This window comes from Acinetobacter sp. YH12255 (assembly GCF_013417355.1).
Classification (GTDB): Bacteria; Pseudomonadota; Gammaproteobacteria; order Pseudomonadales; family Moraxellaceae; genus Acinetobacter; species Acinetobacter pseudolwoffii.
The window spans coordinates 1-21,379 of the sequence record NZ_VPEC01000036.1 but is presented as its reverse complement, the minus strand read 5'-3'; the positions used below and the strand labels follow the sequence as shown (position 1 = coordinate 21,379).

Below are 21,379 nucleotides of genomic sequence, written 5' to 3'. Positions count from 1 at the left end.
TAATAGGATTTTGCTGATCTAAATGCTTTTGATGCCAGGCACGAAGTGTTTCAGGAGTACAACCAATCTTAGGCGCAATTGCTGTGATTGCAGCCCAAGTAGAAGGATAATCTTTTTCAGATTCAATCAATAATTGAACCGCTCTTTCTCTGATTTCAGGGGTATATTTTAATTTTGTCATCGGGATAGTCTCTCAGAATATTGACTCTCCGACAAACCCGGTACGGTTCACATTTTACGGCAGAGGATGAACCTATGCTTTCAATCCTTACAGAACATCAGTTTTTTCCGATAGTGATGAAACATAATAAATATGATTATTTTAGAATTATGTCTAAACAAGCGTCATTAAGTGCCGTGCGATGGGTACTTGCGTGGTTGAGTGTACGATATTTGGTGATTAGAGATCATAATTCTGTGAATTTGTTCAAGACAGCTACGTGTGCATAAATATCATTTACCTGACTAGGAAAACTTCTTGCTGCTCATTTATCACTTAATAATAGAGACTCAGGTATTTTTTATGGATCAACAAAGCAATAAAAACATCACATTATTCCTTGCATTTGATTTGCTACTGGAAGCTGTACAACACACTTCCTTATGGAAATAGCCTAAGCAGATATCGTTCAATTTAAGGGGCCCAGGCCTTTGCTTGGCAAATCAGATTTTAACAAAGCAAAGGCCTGGGAATCCGCGAATTTGATTTTTTTCTTTGCTTTCAATTTGATCCATACGTTATCGATTTATATTTTTTATTTAAAAATGAATAAAAAAATTCTAATTTGGTTTGACCAAAGAAAAAGATACCCATATGATAATTACATTACAGCAAAATCTGTAATCGGGCGTGGAAACCCGCATCTCAACGTACTAAAGAGTCACTTTTAGTGGCTCTTTTGTGTCTGCATGGCAATGCTTTATGGCAGGCCAAGTAGGGCAGTCTATGACTGGCCGTTTCGTTGAGCGGTATTTCCACCCCTATTTGGTTTGCCACCATCTCGTGGAAAAGATGTTGGCAAATTTCACATTGATCAACGAGATTACAATATGAAAAATATCATCTTAAAAGTACCCATTTCTCTTAGGTTTCTTTTGTTAGCGCTGACCGGATATTGACGGTCATTTAATTCATCGCTTTAACTAAATTGAACTATATGCACTTTCAAATTTCGTGCTTTAGCGAATATAGGAAAGTGCTGCCTGGAGAAAACAAAAAATGGGCCAAACTCGATTACTGACGAATATCATTCAGCGTAAAGTCATGTTGCCAGAAGAAATGTCGCCTTCAATGCAGCGTGATAATTTTGAAGTGGCACTGACTGATTTTGAAAAGCATGCCATCATCAAATGTTTATTTAAAGCGGATAACCAGCGTTCTACTGAATGTTGGAGTGTGCAGGAAATTGCAAACTTTATTGAGAATTGTACAGAAGATCAAAATATCAATTTGTGTATCTTGTATTGGAAAGATATACACGGCAACATCTATATTATCGATGGGGCGCATCGTCTTTCGAGTATTTATGCTTGGGTCAAGAGATATTTTGCAGATGAACAAGCCACTCAAGCGCCTAATTTTAGCGATCAACAAAAAGAAGATATTCGTGACCTGCGAAATCATTTAGGAGATCTAGCTGACTTCCAAAAAATTTGTATTGATCCTAAATTTGCAGAACAAAAATCTAAATTAGACGATATTAAAATCAGTTTCCGGCAAGTGCTTGGTACTCCAGAAGACGCAAGACGCGTATTCCAATCGATTAATTCAGATACTAAACGCCTAGATAAATATGAGGAATATCATCTAAGAAGTCGGGGAAGTGATGCATATTATGCGATCTATGCCTGTTGTTATATCAATGACAATAAATCCAATTTAGAAGAGCTTCAATATACACGTTTAAATTCGCTGATCGAGTTGGGGGAGAAGATCCATCAGCTGCTTTTCTCTACCATATTATTAGATACTGAAATGAGTCATGGCAAAAAAATTGGCTTGGTCAATGAGCTCATGAATATCATCGCGGGTGATCAGATTCATAATATCATGAGCCTGAATCAGGGTGAACGCGTTGAAAAGATCATGTCACATCTGTTTACGGTCCTTTGCAGAATGGCCACTCCTGTAAAAAATACTGGGGTTCCGAGTTTGGGCTTACATCCGTTCTTATATTTTTATAAGGACCAGCGTTTTCAGATTACTTCCTTTCTGGCATGGTTTGCTATTGTGTTTGAAATTCATGAAAGCCTGATGCAGATTCACCATCGAACCATTAGCTTTAAAGAGTTTACACGTGTCCGCCGTAGTATTGAGTTCTTGATTGCCAATTTTCCAGTGGCGACCACTGAAACGGTCGGTAAGTTCGGCAGTGGGATTAAAGGCTATGATCGGCTACAAATCGTTTATAAAGCCTTTATCTGTTTAAGCCTGGAAATGGATGTCGATTTTGAAGATGAAGAATGCCTGAACACCTTTATTTTGTCGATGTCAAAGGCTTTCAAGTACATCAACTTTAATGAGTTTTATTCTGAAAGATTTTTGGGTAATTATGATGATGGGGTTGTAGAGCATGTAGTCGGATATGTTGAATCGATTAGCCCGATCTCTCGATCAAAGCCCAAGGCCTTTTCAGCATTAACCAAAAATTTGCTTAAGCACAATTTTCTGGTGGGTAATCATAACTTTTGCCCCATTTGTGATGGATTAATCTATCTCGATTCTACTGAATCGGATCATCGGATTGCCAAAGCCGCAGGTGGCCAAGGGGTGCTAGAGAATGGTCTGCTGGTTCATCCACTCTGTAATAGAATGAAATCAGATCTGAGCCTGGAAGAGATTAGAGCGGATTTGTTTGGTGAATTACTGTATTAATCAGCAGAGTGATGAACTCATTTTCTCAAGTGTGTTAATTAATGATAAATCACATGATTTAACTTTTGATATATTCAGCCAGTGTAGCTTTTTTTAATTAAGTGCAGAATCATAGCTAGAAGCTAGCTGTAGTTTCTGAATGACCGTCAAGGTCCTTAGTTTTGCCCATTGATCCTTCTCTGGGCATTTTTTTTGATCAAAATATAACGCTATTCTTGCTAAAAATTGAATATTAATTTTTAACGAAAATTATGTGTAGATAGGTCTAGATAAATTTTTATTCCATTTTCTGCAAATTATTGGATAAACCAACCAGCTATTCTTGTTTATGGTCTACCAGTCATTCTCATTCCAAGTAGACCATCAAGATATAAAACTACATAGCCAATTTTGCCGATACCAAACGATTCATACTCACACCACGCTCCGCAGCTTCAAGTGCTAGTTTTTGATGAACCATTGATGGAACACGAACAGCAAACCGTCCGCTATACTTTTTTTCTGAAAGCGGTACAGGTAATTTCTCATTATTGCTGATCATATCTGCTACAACTTCAGCAACAAGATCAACAATCCCTGAAAATGCTTTAGATTGTTCTGCATCGAGCCAAGACAGTGACGGAAATTCGGCACATAGACCAACATACTCATTATCTTCTGCTGACCATGTAACACGATAAGTAAATTGTTTGCTATCCATTTGACACCTCACAATGTTTTAAGTTTATCAAGTGCAGCTAATACTTGCCTAACCTGATAAGGTTTAGCCTTTCCGCTATCATCTTGAAGATTAATACGAGGATCGCCTTGCCACGGTGTTTTAAATACCGTGTGACTACCACTTGTTTGTCTTGGTTCACCAAAATATTGCTTACAAACCTTGAGTAAATCGACATAGCGGATATTTTTTGGATTATTCCGCATTTGTTCTATAAGTTGATCAAGATTTGCCATTTAAATGCTCAATAGTGCCAATGATTAATAGTATCAATATTGATACCATTAATCAAGAGTTTGGCATGCCTAGTGGCTTATACGAACAGAAATGAATGGTAGGGTGCAAATAGGAATAGGGGGTAGATTTACATAGGAATATGCAATTTACTATCTGTAAGTGAAAGAGGACTCCACCCGACAGTCAGGGTGGAGGTGAATTTCACAGATTTTAACCTTGTTGGTTTTGAATGTATTTCTTAATAATATCTAAGGGCGCACCACCGCACGACCCTGCAAAATAAGATCGTGACCATAAAACAGGTTTTGCATAACTACCACGTAAATCTAAAAATTCATTCCGCATTCTTCTGCTTGTTACCGATTTTAAATTATTCACCAACTTACTAAGCTGAACAGTTGGTGGGTACTGAATAAGCATGTGAACATGGTCAGCCTCACCATTACATTCTTTTAGCTCTGCATCAAAATCTTTGCATATTTCGGCTACACACTCACTAAAATACTTATGATGTAGATCATTTAGAATTTTCTTTCTGTACTTTGTAATAAATACTAAGTGTACGTGTAAGTTAAAGGCTGAATGGCGGTTTTTATAGATTTCAGTCATTGTTTGATTGTTCATTTAATGATAGCATTTGATTATATTAACACATACATACTCATTTATGAAAATCAACAAAGCGTATAAATTTAGGCTTGAGCCTAATGCAGAGCAGGAGCTTGTTTTAAATAAGTTGCTTGGCTCTGCACGTTTTGTTTGGAATCAAATTTTAGCTGTATCGTTCGAGATGCTTGCTAATAATGAGCGAATCAACAAAGTTAATTTAGTCAATAAAATTCCTGAATTACGAAAAAAACCTGAGTGTGCTTTTCTAGAAAATAGTTCAAATGGCGTTTCACTTCAACAAAAAGTGCGTGATCTTGGTGATGCTTGGGGGAAGTTCTTTGACCCGAAAGAACAAGCCAAGTTAAAGCAAAAACCATTTAAAGCCAAAAAACCAAGATTCTTTAAATTGCCTGATGGTCGTGAAGTCCAACTTAGACCACTCATGCCACGATTCAAAAAGAAATCTAATGGCTGTGATTCCATTCGTATTGTTCAATTCAATAGATACTGTTGGGTTAAAGGCAACCAAGTTAAGTTACCTAATGACATTGGCGTTGTGAAATTCAGAAAATCACAAAATATTGTGGGTGAGATTAAGAACGTCACAATCTCCAAGCATGTCGGGAAATGGTATGTGTCATTTGGTGCTGAAAATACGGTAGAAGCACCAGTCCATCCATCGAAATCAGCCATTGGCATTGATTTAGGTATTAAAAAGTTAATTACAACGTCTAGTGGTCAAGTATTCGACCCGATCAATAGTTTCAAGGCCAATCAAGTAAAGTTGGCTAGGCTTCAGCGCAAGCTGAGAAAGAAAAACAAGTTCAGTCAAAATTGGAAAAAGCTGAATCTCAAGATCAATACATTACACCATCATATTGCCAATATTCGGCATGACTACTTGCACAAAGTCACCACAACGCTCAGCAAAAACCACGCAATGATCGTAGTTGAGGACTTAAAAGTAGCCAATATGTCGAAGTCAGCGAAAGGCTCAATCGAGAAAAAAGGAAAGAATGTTAAAGCCAAGTCCGGCTTAAATAAATCAATCCTGGATCAAGGTTGGTCAATGCTTGTTGGTATGTTGGAGTACAAACAGCAATGGCGAGGTGGTTTGCTTGTTAAAGTTGACCCTAGATATACAAGTCAAACTTGTAGTTCATGTGGTCATGTTGCAAAAGAAAATAGGCTTACTCAAGCAAACTTTGAGTGTGTCAGTTGTTGTTTTAGCGAGAATGCAGATATTAATGCTTCTCGCAACATTTTGGCGGTGGGACACATCGTTTTGTCTGTGGAGGGTGGATGCGGTAAAGGTCGCCTTGCGAAGCAGAAAGCAAGTGAAATCCGTGAGGAAGTCACCTAAGAGCTTTTGCTTTTAGAATCCCCCACTTGAACATCGTGAAAGTGGTGGGAGTATGTCAAAGCCTGTCGTATATCCAGAGTTATTTTCCGCCTGAACGCACCCGGCAGATTCTGGGACGCATGACCGGGATCAAAGCCAATATCATGGGGGCCTTGCTCGGCACCATTACCCCATTTTGTTCCTGTTCTTCCATTCCGCTGTTTATCGGTTTTACCCGTGCCGGACTGCCTGTGGGGGTGACCTTTTCCTTTCTGATTTCATCTCCCTTAGTCGATCTGGCTTCGATTATTTTATTGGCCAGTATTTTTAACTGGAAAATTGCCATGATCTATGTGGTTCTTGGTCTGATTTTGGCAGTTATTGGTGGATCACTCATCAGCTTTTTCAAAATGGAAAAGTATGTCGCTAAATTTGTTACGCAAAATAGTACAGCTCAGGGTGATGAAGATTTTAAAATGTCTGCGAAAGAGTGCCGGGAATTTGCCTGGGAACAGGTGGTGGAAATCTTTAGCAAGGTCTGGATGTATGTGTTGATTGGCGTAGGGATTGGCGCGGCAATTCATAACTGGATTCCTGAACAGTGGATTACCGCCTTGCTTGGTCAGGATCACTGGTATTCCGTACTGATTGCTACAATCATAGGCATACCGATGTATGCAGATATTTTTGGCACTTTGCCGATTGCAGAAGCTTTGGTGGTGAAAGGTGTGGGGTTGGGGACGGTATTGGCCTTTATGATGGCGGTAACAGCACTTTCCCTGCCATCCCTGATCCTGTTAAAACAGGTGGTGAAAACCCGCTTATTGAGCCTGTTTATAGGGATCGTTTTTGTGGGAATCTTGATTATTGGCTATAGCCTGAATACTTTGGGTGACTGGTTTTTATAAAATGTATGGAGAATAAAAGATGAAAATTAAAGTTTTGGGTACAGGCTGCCGTAAATGTAAGGCCCTGTTGGCTGCAACTGAAGAAGCAGTGAAAAGCACCGGTGTCAAAGCGGACATTGAGTATGTCACGGATATGATGCAGATTGCCGAAACCGGACTGTTAAGCACACCGGGTCTGATGATTGACAGTAAAATCGTATCGAGTGGTAAAATTCTGGAAGCTCAGGCTATCGCGGAACTGATCGAGAAAAATAAATAACTTCAAAATTAAAGTTGTAGCGAAGAAAACCAGTGGTTCAAGTCGCTGGTTTTTCTATATTGGAAGAAGAGGGAAACTGTTAAATCCAGCGCTTTCTGGCTGTGATATCCTGATCCAGATATAATTTTTCACTTGTACTATTTACTATATATATGGATATGTATATATTTGCATAATAGAAGGGGAGCAGCTATGGACCACGTTCAGTTTTTTAAATGTTTATCTGATGAAACACGTCTCAGTATTGTCCTGCTGATTGCGGAAAATAAAGAGCAATGCGTCTGTGATCTGACCGATAAACTGCAGTTAAGCCAACCAAAAATTTCACGGCATTTGGCCTTGTTGCGGTCTTGCGGTCTGCTCAACGATCGTCGGCAAAGCCAGTGGGTGTACTACAGCCTCAATCCGCAATTACCGGCCTGGTGCTTTGAAATTCTGGACGTACTGAAACGTAGTGACGTTCCGGTTTTATTTGATTCTTCCGCTCTATCGATTCAGAGCCATTGCGAGTAAGTTTTCATGAAATTTTTGTTTTTATGCACGGGGAACAGTTGCCGCAGCATTCTATCTGAAGTGTTGTTCAATAGCCGTGCGCCAGAAGGCTGGGTCGCTTACAGTGCTGGCAGCAAACCTTCCGGTCAGGTGCATCCCTTGACGCTTGAAACCCTGCACAATCTGGGCTTGTCGACTAAAGGCTTATCCAGCAAGACGATTGATGCCTGTGAACAGTATCAGCCAGACGTGGTGATTACCGTCTGTGATGCGGCTGCACAGGAAGCGTGTCCTCTTTATCTTGGCGGAGCGATCAAGGCGCACTGGGGCCTGTCTGATCCGTCACATTTAGAGGTGGATAAAGAAGAAAAAATGCAAGCCTTTATGAACACTGTTGAACATATCAATCGTCGCCTGGATACTTTGTTTAAACTTAACGTAGATGAACTTTCTCGCTCACAATTGATTGCAGCGATTAATCAAATTTCGAATGTTGAGTAAGTCACATGTCTGAAAAACGCATGTCCTTTTTAGATCGCAACCTGACGCTGTGGATTTTTATTGCCATGGCGTTAGGCATCGCAATAGGAAACTTTTTTCCTCAAGCATCGGTTGCTCTGGATCAATTCAGTATTAATTCAGTCAATATTCCAATCGCGATTGGTCTGATTCTGATGATGTATCCACCCCTGGCAAAAGTGGATTATGCGACCTTGCCACAAGTGTTTAAGGATAAAAAAACCCTGACGCTATCTTTAATTCAAAACTGGTTGATTGCTCCGGTACTGATGTTTGCGTTGGCTGTGATTTTTTTGCATAGCTATCCAGAGTATATGACAGGCGTGATCCTGATTGGTTTAGCTCGATGTATCGCCATGGTACTGGTGTGGAATGGTCTGGCCTGTGGTGATAACCAATATGTTGCAGCATTGGTGGCGTTTAACAGTATTTTCCAGATTTTATTCTTCAGTACCTACGCCTGGTTATTCCTGACCTTCCTTCCGCCATATTTTGGTATTGAAGCTCAAGTGATCAATGTTAGCTTCTGGACCATTACCCATGCTGTTCTGATTTATCTTGGAATTCCGTTCTTATTGGGTTTCTTAACGCGCTTAATTTTGGTGAAACAAAAAGGCGTGGAATGGTATCAAACCAGGTTCATTCCAAAAATCAGCCCGCTGAGTTTAATGGCTTTGCTGTTTACGATTTTGGCCATGTTTAGCTTAAAAGGGGGTGATGTTGTGAGTCTTCCACTGGAAGTTTTACGCATCGCGATTCCTTTAATCATTTACTTTGTGGCCATGTTCTTTATTAGCTTCTTTATGAGTAAATGGATGGGCAATGATTATCCAAAAACTGCTGCAATCTCATTTACTGCGGCTGGAAATAATTTTGAATTATCACTTGCAGTCGCCATTGCAACTTTTGGTATTGCTTCGCCGGTTGCTTTTACCACGATTATTGGGCCATTGGTTGAAGTACCTGTGTTAATTGCTTTAGTGAGTGTTTCACTGTGGCTAAGAAAGAAATATTTTAAAGAGGCTTGATATGATGAACCTGCCTAACGTAGATCCAAATCTTATTGAACAACCCACCTTTGAAAAAGTCCAAGCCAAAGAACTAGCTCATCCTCCTCGGATTTTACTGCTCTATGGGTCTAATCGGGAACGTTCTTACAGTCGCCTTGCAGTTCTTGAAGCTGGTCGAATCCTTGAATATTTTGGGGCAGAAGTAAAAATCTTTCATCCTAAAGGGCTTCCTTTACCTGAAGATGCGGATACTGAGCATCCAAAAGTAAAAGAGTTGCATGAACTTTTAGCATGGTCAGAAGGCATGGTGTGGTGTTCACCGGAACGACATGGTTCTATGAGTTCCATCTTTAAATCCCAGATTGACTGGATTCCACTGGCAGGGGGCGCAATTCGTGCCACTCAAGGAAAAACCCTTGCCTTGATGCAAGTCAGTGGGGGATCACAGTCCTTTAACAGTCTGAACCAGATGCGTGTTTTGGGGCGTTGGATGCGGATGATCACGATTCCAAATCAGTCTTCAATTCCAAAAGCATTCCTGGAATTTGAAGAAGATGGACGAATGAAGCCATCAGCATTCTATGACCGGATTGTGGATGTGATGGAAGAACTGTATAAATTTACCTTGCTGACTCGTGGTCAAAGCAAATACCTGACAGATCGTTATTCAGAACGCAAGGAATCGGCTGAAGAGCTTTCCAAACGGGTAAATCAGCGCAGTTTGTAAGACTGAATTTGCTTGATCAGGCTGTCCGGTCAATCAGAGAAATCAGCAGAAACCCGCTGAAAAAGCGGGATGCTGCATCAAGAACGACAGAAAAATGCAAGGGGAAAAGGCTTTGGACATAAAACAGATCGAAACAGATGTGATCATCATCGGTGCTGGACAGGCCGGTTTGTCCACGGCTTATTTCTTAAAGCGCAAGAATATTCCGTTTATCATCCTGGATGATCAGCCTCAGCCTGGAGGTGCCTGGCAGCATGCCTGGGAGTCCTTGCGTCTTTTCTCCCCCAATAGCTGGAGTTCGCTGTCGGGCTGGATGATGCCGGCGACCGAACAGACCTATCCGACCCGCAATGAGGTGATCGATTATTTGACCGCCTATGAGCAGCGCTATCACTTTCCTGTAGTTCGTCCGGTGCATGTGGAGCGCGTGGAAAACAAAGGGACATATTTAGAGGTCTATGCCGGGGAACAATCCTGGAAAGCCAAAGCGGTGGTAAGCGCTACAGGGACATGGAGCCAACCATTTATTCCCGAGTATGCAGGTCGTGAGCATTTTCAGGGTATACAACTTCATTCAGCAGATTATAAAAATGCTGAGTTATTTAAAAACAAGAAAGTCATGATCGTGGGTAGTGGCAACTCCGGTGCGCAAATCCTGGCCGAGGTTTCCCAGGTAGCTGAAACGCTTTGGATCACCCAGACACCGCCGCAATTTCTGGCAGATGATGTCGATGGCCGTGTCCTGTTCTTAAGGGCGACCGAGCGTTTGAAAGCCCAGCAGCAAGGTAGAAAGATCGAGCAGCCCATTGGTGGTCTGGGCGATATTGTCATGATTGATTCAGTCAAAGAGGCACGTGAGCGAGGCGTTTTACAGAGCAAGCGTCCATTTTCGGCTTTTACCGAACATGGCGTGATGTGGGAAGATGGCAGCACCGCGCAAGTGGATGCAGTGATCTGGTGTACCGGATTTAAGGCGGCGCTGAATCATCTTAGCAGCCTCGGGATTATCCAGCAGGACCAGACCATCGCAGTGAAGGATGGCCGCTCGGTTCAGCTGCCGAATTTATGGCTGGTCGGTTATGGGGAATGGACCGGTGCTGCTTCGGCGACGCTGGTCGGAGTTTCCCGGACATCCAGGGCAGTGGCCGATGAAATCGCTGCGTTTTTAGATTGAAATGACTTGATCCTGCTTCAAACGAAAAAATTGAGTGAATAGCATCTGCCTGCAACAAGTATCATATCCTATGGTCTGATGCTCGCGATGATCTGGCTACCTTTTAATCAGGTAACTTATGCCCACAATGCGGGCAGAAGAAATACTTGTTTTTTTCCTGCTCGAGTTGTTCTTTCTTGCGCTCATGAATAAGCTCTAACAGGATATCCTGCATTTGCTCTGTGCTCAGCCCGACTTCTTTACGTAAAGTTTCAATTTTTTCTTGATCTTCAATCAAGTCAATTTCTGCGTCATCAAGCAGTTCACGAAATCTTAATTCCAGCTTGTGTTTGCGTTGTCTCAGCTCATTGGCCAGGCCATTGGCCAGAATACCCGCAGGAAGTGCTGCCAGACCTACCCCTAAAATGGTAATGACCCCAACCTTGGCAAGAGTCACCGACATAAAATACACTAAATAACATAATTGGTATTTTAATAAACTCTATATATAACAGTTGTATAGAGTTTTTATTTTGTGTGGTGTAATTTAAGGTAGGGTGGGGTACTTTGATTTTTGGTCACTAATTTATTGTGATAATCAACAATAATAACCAACATACACATGCTTAATCTAAAGGTGTTTTACTGACTGGTATAATTTTATAATGAGAGGGGTGTTGCCTGGGGCTACGGTTTCTGTTTTGCCTTTTGGCGTAAGACGTACAAATATAAGCTTTCTACTTTTTCACGTGCCCATGGTGTGGTACGCAAGAATCGCAATGATGATTTAACACTTGGGTCTATGCAAAAACATCTAATTTCAATTTTACGACTTAAACCTTCAAAGCCACCGTAGTAATCCAATAATTCATCCAAAATGTCAGCAAGTTTTTTGCCGTGTAAAGGGTCATTGGAGGTGTTCATAATAGATCAATCGTATTTTGGGTGGCCATTATTATAACCTGGGCTAGTTGGAAAACTAGAGAGTTGGAATGTAAGTAATGATGGACTGAATAGCCACCAAAATTCTGGAGCACACCCAGCCATCGGGTGATGCATCATATATATGACTTGGTAATCCCATTTGCTGTGTAGGAAAGTTTTTTCTTAATGGGTCACCTTTTAATGGAAGTAGGTAAGAGGAAAGCTCTAAACCTTTACGGATCGCTTCAGCACTGTATTCAAAGGCAATTAATGGTCGACCTGTGATTGCTGTTGAGGAGACCAGTGTACCCTAAAGCCAATATTCACCCCATTCATTGTAGTAAACATTAAGTTTTTTGAGCATGGATTTATTTCCTTTTGATACGTTGGCGAGCCGTATTGCTCTCATAGCGAAGAATATCATCTACACTGTTTAAATGAGGTTTGAAGAGTTCCTCTAATTCTTGTAATCGGCCTAGGACCATGGCAACGTGTACTAAATTTTCAAATGAAACATTTCGACCTGCTTCCAGATTGGATACTGTATTCACACCAATACCAGCACGTGCAGCAACATCTGCCTGAGTCATTTCCAGATAAAGTCGTTCTTTACGAAGCCTCTCACATAATAATCCAACAACTTCTTCAGGTTTTCTGAATTTTAAATCCATAATATTGGGTCTTATGTCCATATATGTCTATTAAACCACAAAATAATGGAGTTATAAAATAAACCAGTTGATCGGTAAGAAGGTGCTTTATTGGCCTGATTAGATCCTATTAGATTAAAGAAATCTAATTAGACATTTACAATCTAATGGAATCTAATACAATCTATGGTAATAAATAAATCATTGCCGAGTGAACCGTACCGGGTTTGTCGGAGATGTGGCATTTCTAGACCAACGTTACGCAAGTGGTGGAAACGATATTCTGAGCAAGGTATTGATGGATTAAGTAGCCAGAGTAGACGTCCCTTAAAATCGCCAAATACTAAAATCAATGCTGAGCTAGAAGCCTTAATATTAGAAATGCGCTCAGCTAGAAATTTTGGTGCTCGACGTTTGCAAACAGAATTGATGAGGCTGCACGGAGTCTCGTTGTCCTTAGCGACTATCCATAAAGTACTATCCACCCATCAAGTCAAACCGATTAAAAAATTCCGTCGTAAAGCAGATTTCATTCGTTATGAACGCCCATTATCAGGCGATAGAATTTAAATGGATACCTGTAAACTGGGTCCAGGACTATATCAGTACACATCTATCGATGACTGCACACGATATCGCGTTTTAAGGATATATAAACGCCGAACAGCAGCGAATACTCTCGACTTTTTAGACTGCGTAATTGAAGAAATGCCTTTTCCCATACAGCGAATACAGACCGATCGTGGGCGGGAATTCTTTGCTGAAAAAGTACAGAAAAAAATGATGCAGCATGGAATCAAATTTAGGCCAAATAAACCAGGTTCACCTCATCTGAATGGCAAGGTAGAGCATTCGCAAAAAACTGATAAATCTGAGTTCTACGCTACTGTAGATATCGATTCTGAGGATATCCAAGACAAGCTAGCCGAATGGCAGCATTACTATAACTGGATGAGACCACATTCAGCGTTGAAAGGTAAAACACCGATGGAGAGGTACTTTGAATTATGTGAAGAAACTCCTTTCTCAGATGAAGTCCAGAAGCAATACAACCCCTCAAATGAACGGATTCAACATGCCAATTACAAGACGGATCTAGAGATCGCTAAATTGAAATGATCTCTATGAATCACACATAGAAACAATGCTAAAACTTTTGACCCCATTTGGTTTAAAATTAACTGTTGTGAAGAAATGATCACTTTCTATCAGGATATTTTCGATCTCAATGAACTGTTTAACTTCTCGAATTTGATTGTCTTTATTCACAATATTCCTATTGAGTGAGTCGAATCTGTGCTCAGGTTGAGCAGTTCGGCTACTGTTCTGAAATGACAGCTTTGTCCGTTATAATTGTATAAACATTTTTAGTGTCTGGTAATTATGTCCTCATTGATCAATTTTCTATCTCGCTTTAGTACTGCAACTATTCAGCGCAGCCTTAGCTATGCTAAACACATTGATAGGGAAACGATTGAGTTCTTTGAGGAAAAAGACGGTGTCACGATGTATGCCCAAATTGAAGGGACAGATTATTATGATACTGCGATTACCTATAATCCCCAAAAAGACCGTTTAATTGATGACGACTGCACTTGTCCGGTTGGATATAACTGTAAACATGCTGCGGCTTTAGCGCGGTTATTCTTTCAGGAATATCGCCAGGAATTTCAGCAGCGTTATGCTGACTCTCAATCCCCACAGGGAATCGCAAAACGCAAACAGGGGTATGATCAGGCGCAACGCTGGTTGAATGATTTTAAACGGTATTTACAACAGACTGAACCTGAGCAGCCTGCCAAAACAAACACATGTTTAATTTACCTGTTAAATCAGTCTGTCAGCTCAAAGAAATTGACCCTTGTGGTGCAGAAGGCCAGACGCAATAAAAATGGCTCGATTGCCGGTGAAAGTGATTATACGCACTATGAAAATATCACCAGAAAGCATCTGACTTTACCGGAACAAAAACGACAATTATTTAACCAGATTTATTATTACGCCAAAATAAACAGCGACGAGCGTTTTTATCAAAGCAATCTTGATATCTCCGGAATTTCATTGGAGCACTTTAAATCTTTTATTCAAAGTGGCGATGTGTACTGGCAAAAAAAGAGCTATGCTGCACTTCAATGGTCAGAACAAGGCTATCACATCGAATTGATCTGGGAACAAGGTGTCAACAAACAGACGGAGCATTTAAACATTGAATTGGTCAATGGCGATATTCGACTCGATTTAAAATCAAATCCACATATCCAGATTCTCGCGAGCCAGCCACCATGTTATGTGGATATTCAACAGAACACGGTGGGCCAGTTATATGGTGAATATACGGCAAATCTGCTCTACCATTTTTTACAGATGCCTGATCTTCCAGCTACGCTCTTGCCAGAGTTTGAGCAACTGACTCATCAATATTCAGACGTGAAAAATCTGCCTCAGCCCGAGTCTATTCAGCATGTTGAGGTCCTTGAGGGTAGCCCCCAGCCAATTTTACGCTTTGGTGTTTTAGATAAATTTGATTGGAAATTAGAGGAGTCTGTTTGTGCTGAAATTGAATTCTCCTATGCAGGTGGGCGAATAAAAGCAGGTACATCAGGTGACAGTTTTATTGGTGAGCAGCATGGCAAAATGGTGCGACAGCTTCGGGATTTTGTTCAGGAACAACAGGCAATCCAGCGTTTACAATTGTTGGTCGAATCACTGGAGTGGGTGAAAGATCTTAGTTATGACCAGCAATTAAAACTGGATAAACAACGTCTTGATTCTATGGTTTTTGCTTTCTATGGAGACTGGATCAAACAGCTCATGCCCATCAATCAAATTGAGTTGATGGGCTGGCAGATAGAGCATCTGGAAAACAGCCCCTTTAACCTGCAATATGTCGAAAATTTAAATATTTCTATCACTGAATCTGAAGGTCAGCAGGACTGGTTCAATATCGGGGCGACGGTTCAAGACAGTGCAGGTAATTCTTATAATTTGCTTGATGCGCTCGTAGCTTTGGTGCGAGTAAATCCTGATTTACTTGATCCGCGGACGTTTATTCATCTGCATGACAGTCAAATTTTCACCGTGAAAACTGCAGTTGATCAACCTGATTTGGCTCTATCCGCTAGGGATATTAAGCCGGTATTGTTACATCTGCAGAGCATTTTACAGCAAGAAGAGCGCAGTATTGATCGCTATGATGCGAGTCAATTATTAGAATTGCAGCATAATCTTGGGATGACATGGCAGGTCAGTGATCGCCTGCAGCAATTTGTACAGAAATTCAAACAAGGCTATCAGCAACAACTGCCGACACCACAAGGTTTTCAGGGGGAGTTGCGTCCATACCAGCAGCAGGGCTTAGGCTGGTTACAGTTTTTAAGGGAAACCCAGCATGGCGGGATTCTGGCAGATGATATGGGCTTGGGGAAAACAGCACAAACTTTAGCCCATTTACTCATGGAAAAGCAGGCTGGATATTTGCAGGACAGTCCCGCCTTAATTGTTGCACCCACATCGCTGATGCATAACTGGTTCAAAGAAGCGGAGAAATTTACCCCTGAGCTCAAGGTATTGCTGCTACAGGGGCCCGACCGCCATCAGAATTTTGAGCAGATTCCGCACTATGATATTGTGTTAACCACCTATCCGCTTCTAGCGAGAGATGAAGAACAACTAAAGCAATATGAATATCATCAACTCATTTTGGATGAGGCGCAGAATATCAAAAATCCGCGTGCCAAAGCTGCACAGGTAGTACGCCAATTAAAAGCACGACATCGTTTGTGTCTAACAGGTACCCCGATGGAAAATCATTTGGGTGAACTGTGGGCACTATTTTATTTCCTGATGCCAGGATTTTTATATTCACAAGAAATTTTTAATAAAAAGTACCGTCATCCGATTGAAAAACGCGGTGATCAGCAGTTAAGGCAAAAGCTGGTCAACCGGATTAAGCCCTTCATTTTACGTCGCTTGAAAACTGACGTAGCCAAAGAATTGCCAGAAAAAACTACGATTGAAGTCAATATTGATATGAATGACCAGCAATCCAAGTTATATGAGGCTGTTCGTGCCACGATGCAGGAAAATATTCAGAAAATTGTGGCAGAAAAAGGCTTTAAACGTAGTCAAATTCAAATTTTAGATGCCTTACTGAAGCTACGTCAGGTGTGCTGCCATCCTAGCTTACTAAAGCTGGATTCAGTGAAAACCGGGCAGGCACACTCTGCCAAACTTGAACAGTTGATGGATATGGTCGTTCCAATGGTGGAGGAGGGGCGAAAAATTCTGATCTTCTCTCAGTTTACCTCAATGTTGGAACTGATTGAGCAACAGCTCCATCACGCAGAAATTGGCTATGTGAAGCTGACTGGAAAGACCAAAAAGCGAGATGAAGTCATTACAGCATTTCAGTCTGGACAAGTGCCGGTATTTTTAATCAGTCTGAAAGCAGGAGGGGTCGGTCTGAATTTAACCGCCGCAGATACAGTCATTCACTATGATCCATGGTGGAACCCTGCTGCTGAAGATCAAGCTTCAGATCGTGCATGGCGGATTGGACAGGACAAGCCAGTATTTGTGTATAAGCTGATTACCAATAAAAGCATAGAAGAAAAAATTCTTGCCTTACAGCAAAATAAAGCAGAACTGGCACAGTCTATTCTAAGTACCGATCATGAGGGCGAAGCGAAACTGACGGAAAATGACGTGATGAACTTGTTTGAGAAATTTTAGTTTGGTTTCAGATTACCCTAATCATCTGTAAGTATCTGAAAGTCTGGATGCAATTTTTTCCAATGTGCTCTTAATTTTTCTTTATGAGCGGAAATCATAGGTAAGTCTAGTAATAGCACTGGCCATACTGACCGTGCTTTGTCCATGATCGCGTGAAGTTGTTTTTCAATAACACGCCATGGAACGCCGACTTTTTCTGCCCATTGCTTAAAATGCTTCATCTCAGCTAGATACCAATCTTTATTTTTGGCAAGATTTAATGCGAAATGACGCTCATTTTCAATATATACACTGGTCATTAATATATCGTATGCGGGAGATAATCTTGGGATTCTTTTATCGTGATAAATCATACTCCAGTTCTTTAAGTGTGCATCTCCATTGGCGAGTAAAATATTTATGAGTAAACGGCTAGCAAATTGCTGAATATCAAAAATTTTGTTATCTGAAAATTGATAAATGATCTTTCCTATCTGCTCATAATTTGTGGTGCTGTATTTCTGATGTGGATATGCGCCGAAGATCTGAGCAAAATCTTCGATGTGAATAAGGTCTGTAGTATCAGCAGTACTCTGTCTATCAAATCTTTTGATTGCGAAAGCATATTGCTCTTGGGGTAAATTTAATGGTGGAAGGTCTTGTAAAAGGGCCATATCCACCAAGCGAATCTCAGGGACATCTATTCCGACCGTTTTGGCAAGGGTCATCATAGAATATTCATTTAGCGGAACAAAAGCATGTCTGGAAGAAGGAGTTTTGATAATCCAGTCCCCGAGTAGAGTCGTTTCCGTTGCCTGTGCTAGTGTAAAACGCCCATCTTTGGCTTTCATGGAAAACTTCATTTGGACGCCGGCCAAGGAAAACTTATTATCTGTTCGAATCTCTTGCTTTAAAATTTGATCTGGATTCGAGATCTGCAGTTTGAATTTTATTTCATCTGGAATTTCTTCTGGATCTAATGGAGTCGCAATGAGTGCTCCAGGTAAATCATGACCTAAATCTGCCAATAACTGAAATTCATTGTCTATATGTACTTTGAGGCTTTGTGCAATCAGTTCACGTAATGCCCCTTCTGGTAGCAAGTTTGATAGCAAGGGGTGTAAGCGCTGATGTGTAACATAGGTCTTTTCTAAAATTTTATCCGCTTGAGGATACAAGGGGGAAGTTAGCAGGCTCAAGGTCGGACATTGCTGATCAAAGCGGAAAGAATCTGTAAAAACCAGAATATTTTTTCCGCTCTGAAATCCTGCCAAGTATCCAACGACAGCGTGATGTAATGTTAATTTCAGGACGGCAACAGTATTCATGGTTCCTCTCCTCCGAGAAGACCCTTCCATGGGTTAGTCATTAAGTCATCCTGATCTTCAATAGTGACTTTAATTTCATCATTCAATAATTGTCTAATCAAATGAACCTTATCATCAGGGATGAGCATCAGTTGAGCATTTAATCCTGCCGCGATAATTTCTAAGGTCTCTAATCGAGGGTTACCCTGACTTTCCAACTTTTGGTATTGCTGTCTTGAAATGCCTGTACGGGATTGCATATCAACTTGCTTTAAGCCCAATTGGATTCGTCTTTTTTTGATTTGCTGAAGTAAAGACTTATTCATTGTAGATACATTTATTGCTTTTAGGTCATATAAGAAACATATTAGTTTCTTTTTTTTTGAAAAGCAATTTATGAATTTATCATTTCGATCTGTAAAATAGCCCTACTTGTATGAGAAATGGGTGTTCAAGTTGTTGTTGATTTTGCATTGTTGGACGTAAATACCAAATGATAGAGCCTGTAAATAATTTCATTCATCATCTTCCGAAAATATTGCTTCAATTTCATCCCACTGCGGCAATTTATGCTTTTTTTTATTCACTTCGAATTGTAAACCAACACCATCAAGCACACGTTCAAATATATCAAATGAACCTGTAAAATGGCCATTTTCCATCTCTGAAATTGTTGTTTTATTGACTTGAGTTTTTTCTGCAAGGCTTTTCTGTGTATAGCCTAACCCTTTTCTTGCCAAACGTATTTCTTTACCTATTTCACCTCGTGTAGCCATTTTTTTCTCCCGAAATTTGTTAGCCATATAGCAAACTTTTAACTAATTATGGTGAATGTTCGCTATATAGCAAACTTTTTATAATGGTTCTTGAATAGCTATTGAGTTTATAAGGAGGATTTGCCTCGCATCAGGTTAATAAAATCCAATATATAGCAGCAGTTCGCAATTAATTGACGGAATTAGGCCAGACATATACATCTTGAGAAGAAGAGGGGATTCTTATACCTCGCATTTGAATTATTGGAGAGGACTATCACTTTCAAATTTTTCTGTAATACTTTGCTTATCTTAAAGTTTAGCCCGAAGACCTTCCACCAATTGTAAAACAGAGGCCAATCCCTGAGGGTTCTGAATCTGTTCTATTGGAATACCACTCAACAATTTATTGGGTGATTTTATAAAATGCTGCATCCAGGCTGTATCCCCACCTGTCAGAGCATCTAGTGATGTGGTAATACGGATTAAAGTGAGGGCGATTTCTCCCTGTTTTGAAGTGGGATCTAATTCAAGAGAGGTTAAATTTTTCACTGAATCTATATTCAGTATTAAGGCTAGTTGATCGTGTGCAAGACCAAGTCGTTCAGCAGCAGCTAAAACTGCCTTAGCTAATATCATTTTCTGTTTTGCAGTTTTTTCTGATGTTGTACGCATGACCGATCCCTGTTTCAGACGCTGCTAATTCATAGAGTTTATACTATTTAATTATCGTTGATCAGACATCCAATTTTTACTAAAGATATATTAAATTTGGCTTTAGATAAGGAAGCAACGGTTAAATTATTTAACAGCATGTAGTTATTTTTAGACTTTCAGCTTTAAGTTCAAGAGATCGTGGTCTACCGATACAGGCTAGATGTAAGCAAAATTTAAATGCAGCAAGAGCATGACCATCTTTTACTGAGTAGAGTTGTAGACGAGGAAATTCCTCTTGAGTTGATGGATGTTTATCTGTTGATGCTTTTGCTAATTTGAAAAGTTGAGGCTGTTGTTTAGCATCTAACTTTGTTTGCAAATCTTGTCCAAATAAGTGCCAAAATTTGGCAGGAAATAAAGCCTTAACCTGGGAATAAAAATGTTCGAGATGATTGATATCCTTCCAGCGATAATGGATACCTGTGTGTGATGCGGTCACTCGACTCAAAAATACATTCAAAATGAATTCAATTTGTATTGGATTTTTGCGAGTTATTTTCTGTAGATGTTCAAAAAAATAAGTCACAGCGTGAAGCTCTTCAGCGGTATCAAGCATCGCTGGCTTTAAAAGGGTTGAGCTATCAATACTAAATAAACGAGGATTCCCTTTTTTTGATTTAATGTCTGCTAAATTTAGGGCATTTTCATACCAATAATTTACGAGCTCTTCTGGTAAGCATATACGTTGAGCTGCACTTTTAGGATCGTGAGTAGTCTCTAATAAGTTGAGTGTTTCATAAAAGCGTTGAAGTGAAATTTTAGAATCCTCTGTGCCGGCGAAAAAAGCAAAAAAGTCATGGGGTTGATTTGTTTGTACTGACAGTTCGTTAAGAATGTCAGTAGCATTACTTTGGAGCCAGTTTGTTTGATCGTTCAATAATATAGTTGCTAGAACTGCCTGATTTTTTTCAAAATTAAAGTCTTTTTCATCCGTTGTTATTTTCAAATTTTTAAACGTTGCATTGTAGCCCATGATTTTTTTAGCCAGTTCATTTGGCATATCTGGATGATGTTTCAGTAGTTTTTGACCAGCAATGAGATAACTAAAGTGAATATAACTTTTGAAAGTTTCAACGGGTTCTATATGCCCTAAAAGATGTGCAATAACAAACCAATGGTTTTGTCCATGTTGATTTTGAAGAAGTTCAGCTCGAATTTTTTCATATTCGTTTTCACTATAGTCAGTCAGCTCTTGCACAAGTGGTGCATATTCACAGTTCAGTAAAAGCGATAAATGATTCGCTGCCGTGTGACGAAAAGAGTGAAAGGAGTAATGATGCTCTTTAAAGACCTGATTCAATATCAGTTTTAGGGGCACAGTGACAGTGTGTTTATTCAGTTTGAACCGTACCGGGTTTGTCGGAGAGTTTTTTATTTAAGTTAGGCCACCTGACCTAACGGGTTAATCTTATCATAGTACATTGCTTCAAAATCAAAAGGTGATACATAACCTAGTGCACTATGTAC

The 21,379-nt window shown here is 40.2% G+C and carries 19 protein-coding genes and 6 pseudogenes; 12 read left to right on the top strand and 13 right to left on the bottom strand.

All coding sequences use genetic code 11. The features are described 5' to 3' along the window. Window positions 1-181 (bottom strand): annotated as a pseudogene (locus FTV30_RS12880) (IS3 family transposase); the annotation flags it as partial. Window positions 182-216: 35 nt separating this feature from the next. Between FTV30_RS12880 and FTV30_RS16520 the strand changes: the two are divergent. Next, window positions 217-411, top strand: a pseudogene (locus FTV30_RS16520) (hypothetical protein); the annotation flags it as partial. An 808-nt stretch (window positions 412-1,219) separates the two neighbouring features. Then, window positions 1,220-2,875 (top strand): HNH endonuclease signature motif containing protein, encoded by a 1,656-nt coding sequence (locus FTV30_RS12870; protein WP_005093681.1) that lies wholly within the window; start codon window positions 1,220-1,222, stop codon window positions 2,873-2,875. Window positions 2,876-3,251: 376 nt separating this feature from the next. On the opposite strand, the gene FTV30_RS12865 is transcribed toward FTV30_RS12870, so the two are convergent. From FTV30_RS12865 to tnpA, 3 genes are all read right to left on the bottom strand, one after another. Further along, entirely contained in the window at window positions 3,252-3,575 is a 324-nt protein-coding gene (locus FTV30_RS12865; protein WP_063454488.1) for a type II toxin-antitoxin system HicB family antitoxin, read from the bottom strand. Between the two features lie 8 nt (window positions 3,576-3,583). After that, complete coding sequence (locus FTV30_RS12860; protein WP_063454489.1) at window positions 3,584-3,829, bottom strand: hypothetical protein; 246 nt, start codon at window positions 3,827-3,829, stop codon at window positions 3,584-3,586. Between the two features lie 211 nt (window positions 3,830-4,040). Further along, the gene (gene tnpA / locus FTV30_RS12855) at window positions 4,041-4,454 is read right to left on the bottom strand and encodes an IS200/IS605 family transposase (RefSeq protein WP_081273078.1); all 414 of its coding nucleotides are present in this window, start codon (window positions 4,452-4,454) and stop codon (window positions 4,041-4,043) included. Window positions 4,455-4,497: 43 nt separating this feature from the next. Between tnpA and FTV30_RS12850 the strand changes: the two genes are divergently transcribed. The 8 genes from FTV30_RS12850 to FTV30_RS12815 all read left to right on the top strand — a co-directional run bounded on the left by FTV30_RS12850 (window position 4,498) and on the right by FTV30_RS12815 (window position 10,870). Further along, complete coding sequence (locus FTV30_RS12850; RefSeq protein ID WP_074382690.1) at window positions 4,498-5,802, top strand: RNA-guided endonuclease TnpB family protein; 1,305 nt, start codon at window positions 4,498-4,500, stop codon at window positions 5,800-5,802. A gap of 26 nt (window positions 5,803-5,828) precedes the next feature. After that, the gene (locus FTV30_RS12845) at window positions 5,829-6,689 is read left to right on the top strand and encodes a permease (RefSeq protein ID WP_218946078.1); all 861 of its coding nucleotides are present in this window, start codon (window positions 5,829-5,831) and stop codon (window positions 6,687-6,689) included. Window positions 6,690-6,708: 19 nt separating this feature from the next. After that, window positions 6,709-6,948 (top strand): thioredoxin family protein, encoded by a 240-nt coding sequence (locus FTV30_RS12840; protein ID WP_005093701.1) that lies wholly within the window; start codon window positions 6,709-6,711, stop codon window positions 6,946-6,948. Window positions 6,949-7,140: 192 nt separating this feature from the next. Beyond that, on the top strand, window positions 7,141-7,461 hold the full coding sequence (locus tag FTV30_RS12835; RefSeq protein WP_005093699.1) for a metalloregulator ArsR/SmtB family transcription factor: 321 nt from the start codon (window positions 7,141-7,143) through the stop codon (window positions 7,459-7,461). Between the two features lie 6 nt (window positions 7,462-7,467). Continuing rightward, window positions 7,468-7,941: an arsenate reductase ArsC gene (locus tag FTV30_RS12830; RefSeq protein WP_074382687.1), complete on the top strand. Its 474-nt coding sequence runs from the start codon at window positions 7,468-7,470 to the stop codon at window positions 7,939-7,941. 5 nt (window positions 7,942-7,946) lie between these two features. After that, on the top strand, window positions 7,947-8,987 hold the full coding sequence (arsB, locus tag FTV30_RS12825) for an ACR3 family arsenite efflux transporter (RefSeq protein ID WP_005093695.1): 1,041 nt from the start codon (window positions 7,947-7,949) through the stop codon (window positions 8,985-8,987). A gap of 4 nt (window positions 8,988-8,991) precedes the next feature. Then, the gene (arsH, locus tag FTV30_RS12820) at window positions 8,992-9,696 is read left to right on the top strand and encodes an arsenical resistance protein ArsH (RefSeq protein WP_035337425.1); all 705 of its coding nucleotides are present in this window, start codon (window positions 8,992-8,994) and stop codon (window positions 9,694-9,696) included. A gap of 94 nt (window positions 9,697-9,790) precedes the next feature. Further along, window positions 9,791-10,870 carry an ArsO family NAD(P)H-dependent flavin-containing monooxygenase gene (locus FTV30_RS12815; RefSeq protein WP_005093691.1) on the top strand — a complete coding sequence of 360 codons (1,080 nt, stop codon included), beginning with the start codon at window positions 9,791-9,793 and terminating at the stop codon, window positions 10,868-10,870. A 103-nt stretch (window positions 10,871-10,973) separates the two neighbouring features. Here the strand turns inward: FTV30_RS12815 and FTV30_RS12810 are convergent. The 4 genes and pseudogenes from FTV30_RS12810 to FTV30_RS12795 form a co-directional block, all read right to left on the bottom strand. Further along, a pseudogene (locus tag FTV30_RS12810) lies at window positions 10,974-11,285 on the bottom strand (ion transporter); the annotation flags it as partial. Between the two features lie 251 nt (window positions 11,286-11,536). Next, window positions 11,537-11,773 carry a VF530 family DNA-binding protein gene (locus tag FTV30_RS12805; RefSeq protein WP_002058193.1) on the bottom strand — a complete coding sequence of 79 codons (237 nt, stop codon included), beginning with the start codon at window positions 11,771-11,773 and terminating at the stop codon, window positions 11,537-11,539. A gap of 115 nt (window positions 11,774-11,888) precedes the next feature. Next, a pseudogene (locus tag FTV30_RS12800) lies at window positions 11,889-12,077 on the bottom strand (type II toxin-antitoxin system HipA family toxin); the annotation flags it as partial. A gap of 64 nt (window positions 12,078-12,141) precedes the next feature. Beyond that, on the bottom strand, window positions 12,142-12,444 hold the full coding sequence (locus FTV30_RS12795) for a helix-turn-helix domain-containing protein (RefSeq protein WP_159138966.1): 303 nt from the start codon (window positions 12,442-12,444) through the stop codon (window positions 12,142-12,144). A 204-nt stretch (window positions 12,445-12,648) separates the two neighbouring features. Between FTV30_RS12795 and FTV30_RS12790 the strand changes: the two are divergent. Continuing rightward, window positions 12,649-13,542 (top strand): annotated as a pseudogene (locus FTV30_RS12790) (IS481 family transposase); the annotation flags it as partial. A gap of 264 nt (window positions 13,543-13,806) precedes the next feature. After that, on the top strand, window positions 13,807-17,154 hold the full coding sequence (locus tag FTV30_RS12785; protein WP_159138968.1) for a DEAD/DEAH box helicase: 3,348 nt from the start codon (window positions 13,807-13,809) through the stop codon (window positions 17,152-17,154). Window positions 17,155-17,171: 17 nt separating this feature from the next. Here FTV30_RS12785 and FTV30_RS12780 read toward each other — a convergent pair whose 3' ends face one another. The 5 genes and pseudogenes from FTV30_RS12780 to FTV30_RS12760 form a co-directional block, all read right to left on the bottom strand. Continuing rightward, entirely contained in the window at window positions 17,172-18,461 is a 1,290-nt protein-coding gene (locus FTV30_RS12780) for a type II toxin-antitoxin system HipA family toxin (protein ID WP_180001724.1), read from the bottom strand. Next, window positions 18,458-18,766, bottom strand: a complete 309-nt coding sequence (locus FTV30_RS12775; RefSeq protein ID WP_180001723.1) for a helix-turn-helix transcriptional regulator — start codon at window positions 18,764-18,766, stop codon at window positions 18,458-18,460. The genes FTV30_RS12780 and FTV30_RS12775 overlap by 4 nt, the downstream gene beginning before the upstream one ends. A gap of 189 nt (window positions 18,767-18,955) precedes the next feature. Next, the gene (locus FTV30_RS12770; RefSeq protein WP_159138970.1) at window positions 18,956-19,216 is read right to left on the bottom strand and encodes a helix-turn-helix domain-containing protein; all 261 of its coding nucleotides are present in this window, start codon (window positions 19,214-19,216) and stop codon (window positions 18,956-18,958) included. Window positions 19,217-19,507: 291 nt separating this feature from the next. After that, window positions 19,508-19,870: an MbcA/ParS/Xre antitoxin family protein gene (locus tag FTV30_RS12765; protein WP_159138971.1), complete on the bottom strand. Its 363-nt coding sequence runs from the start codon at window positions 19,868-19,870 to the stop codon at window positions 19,508-19,510. 130 nt (window positions 19,871-20,000) lie between these two features. Beyond that, window positions 20,001-21,254, bottom strand: a pseudogene (locus FTV30_RS12760) (site-specific integrase); the annotation flags it as partial. Window positions 21,255-21,379 lie beyond the last annotated feature (125 nt).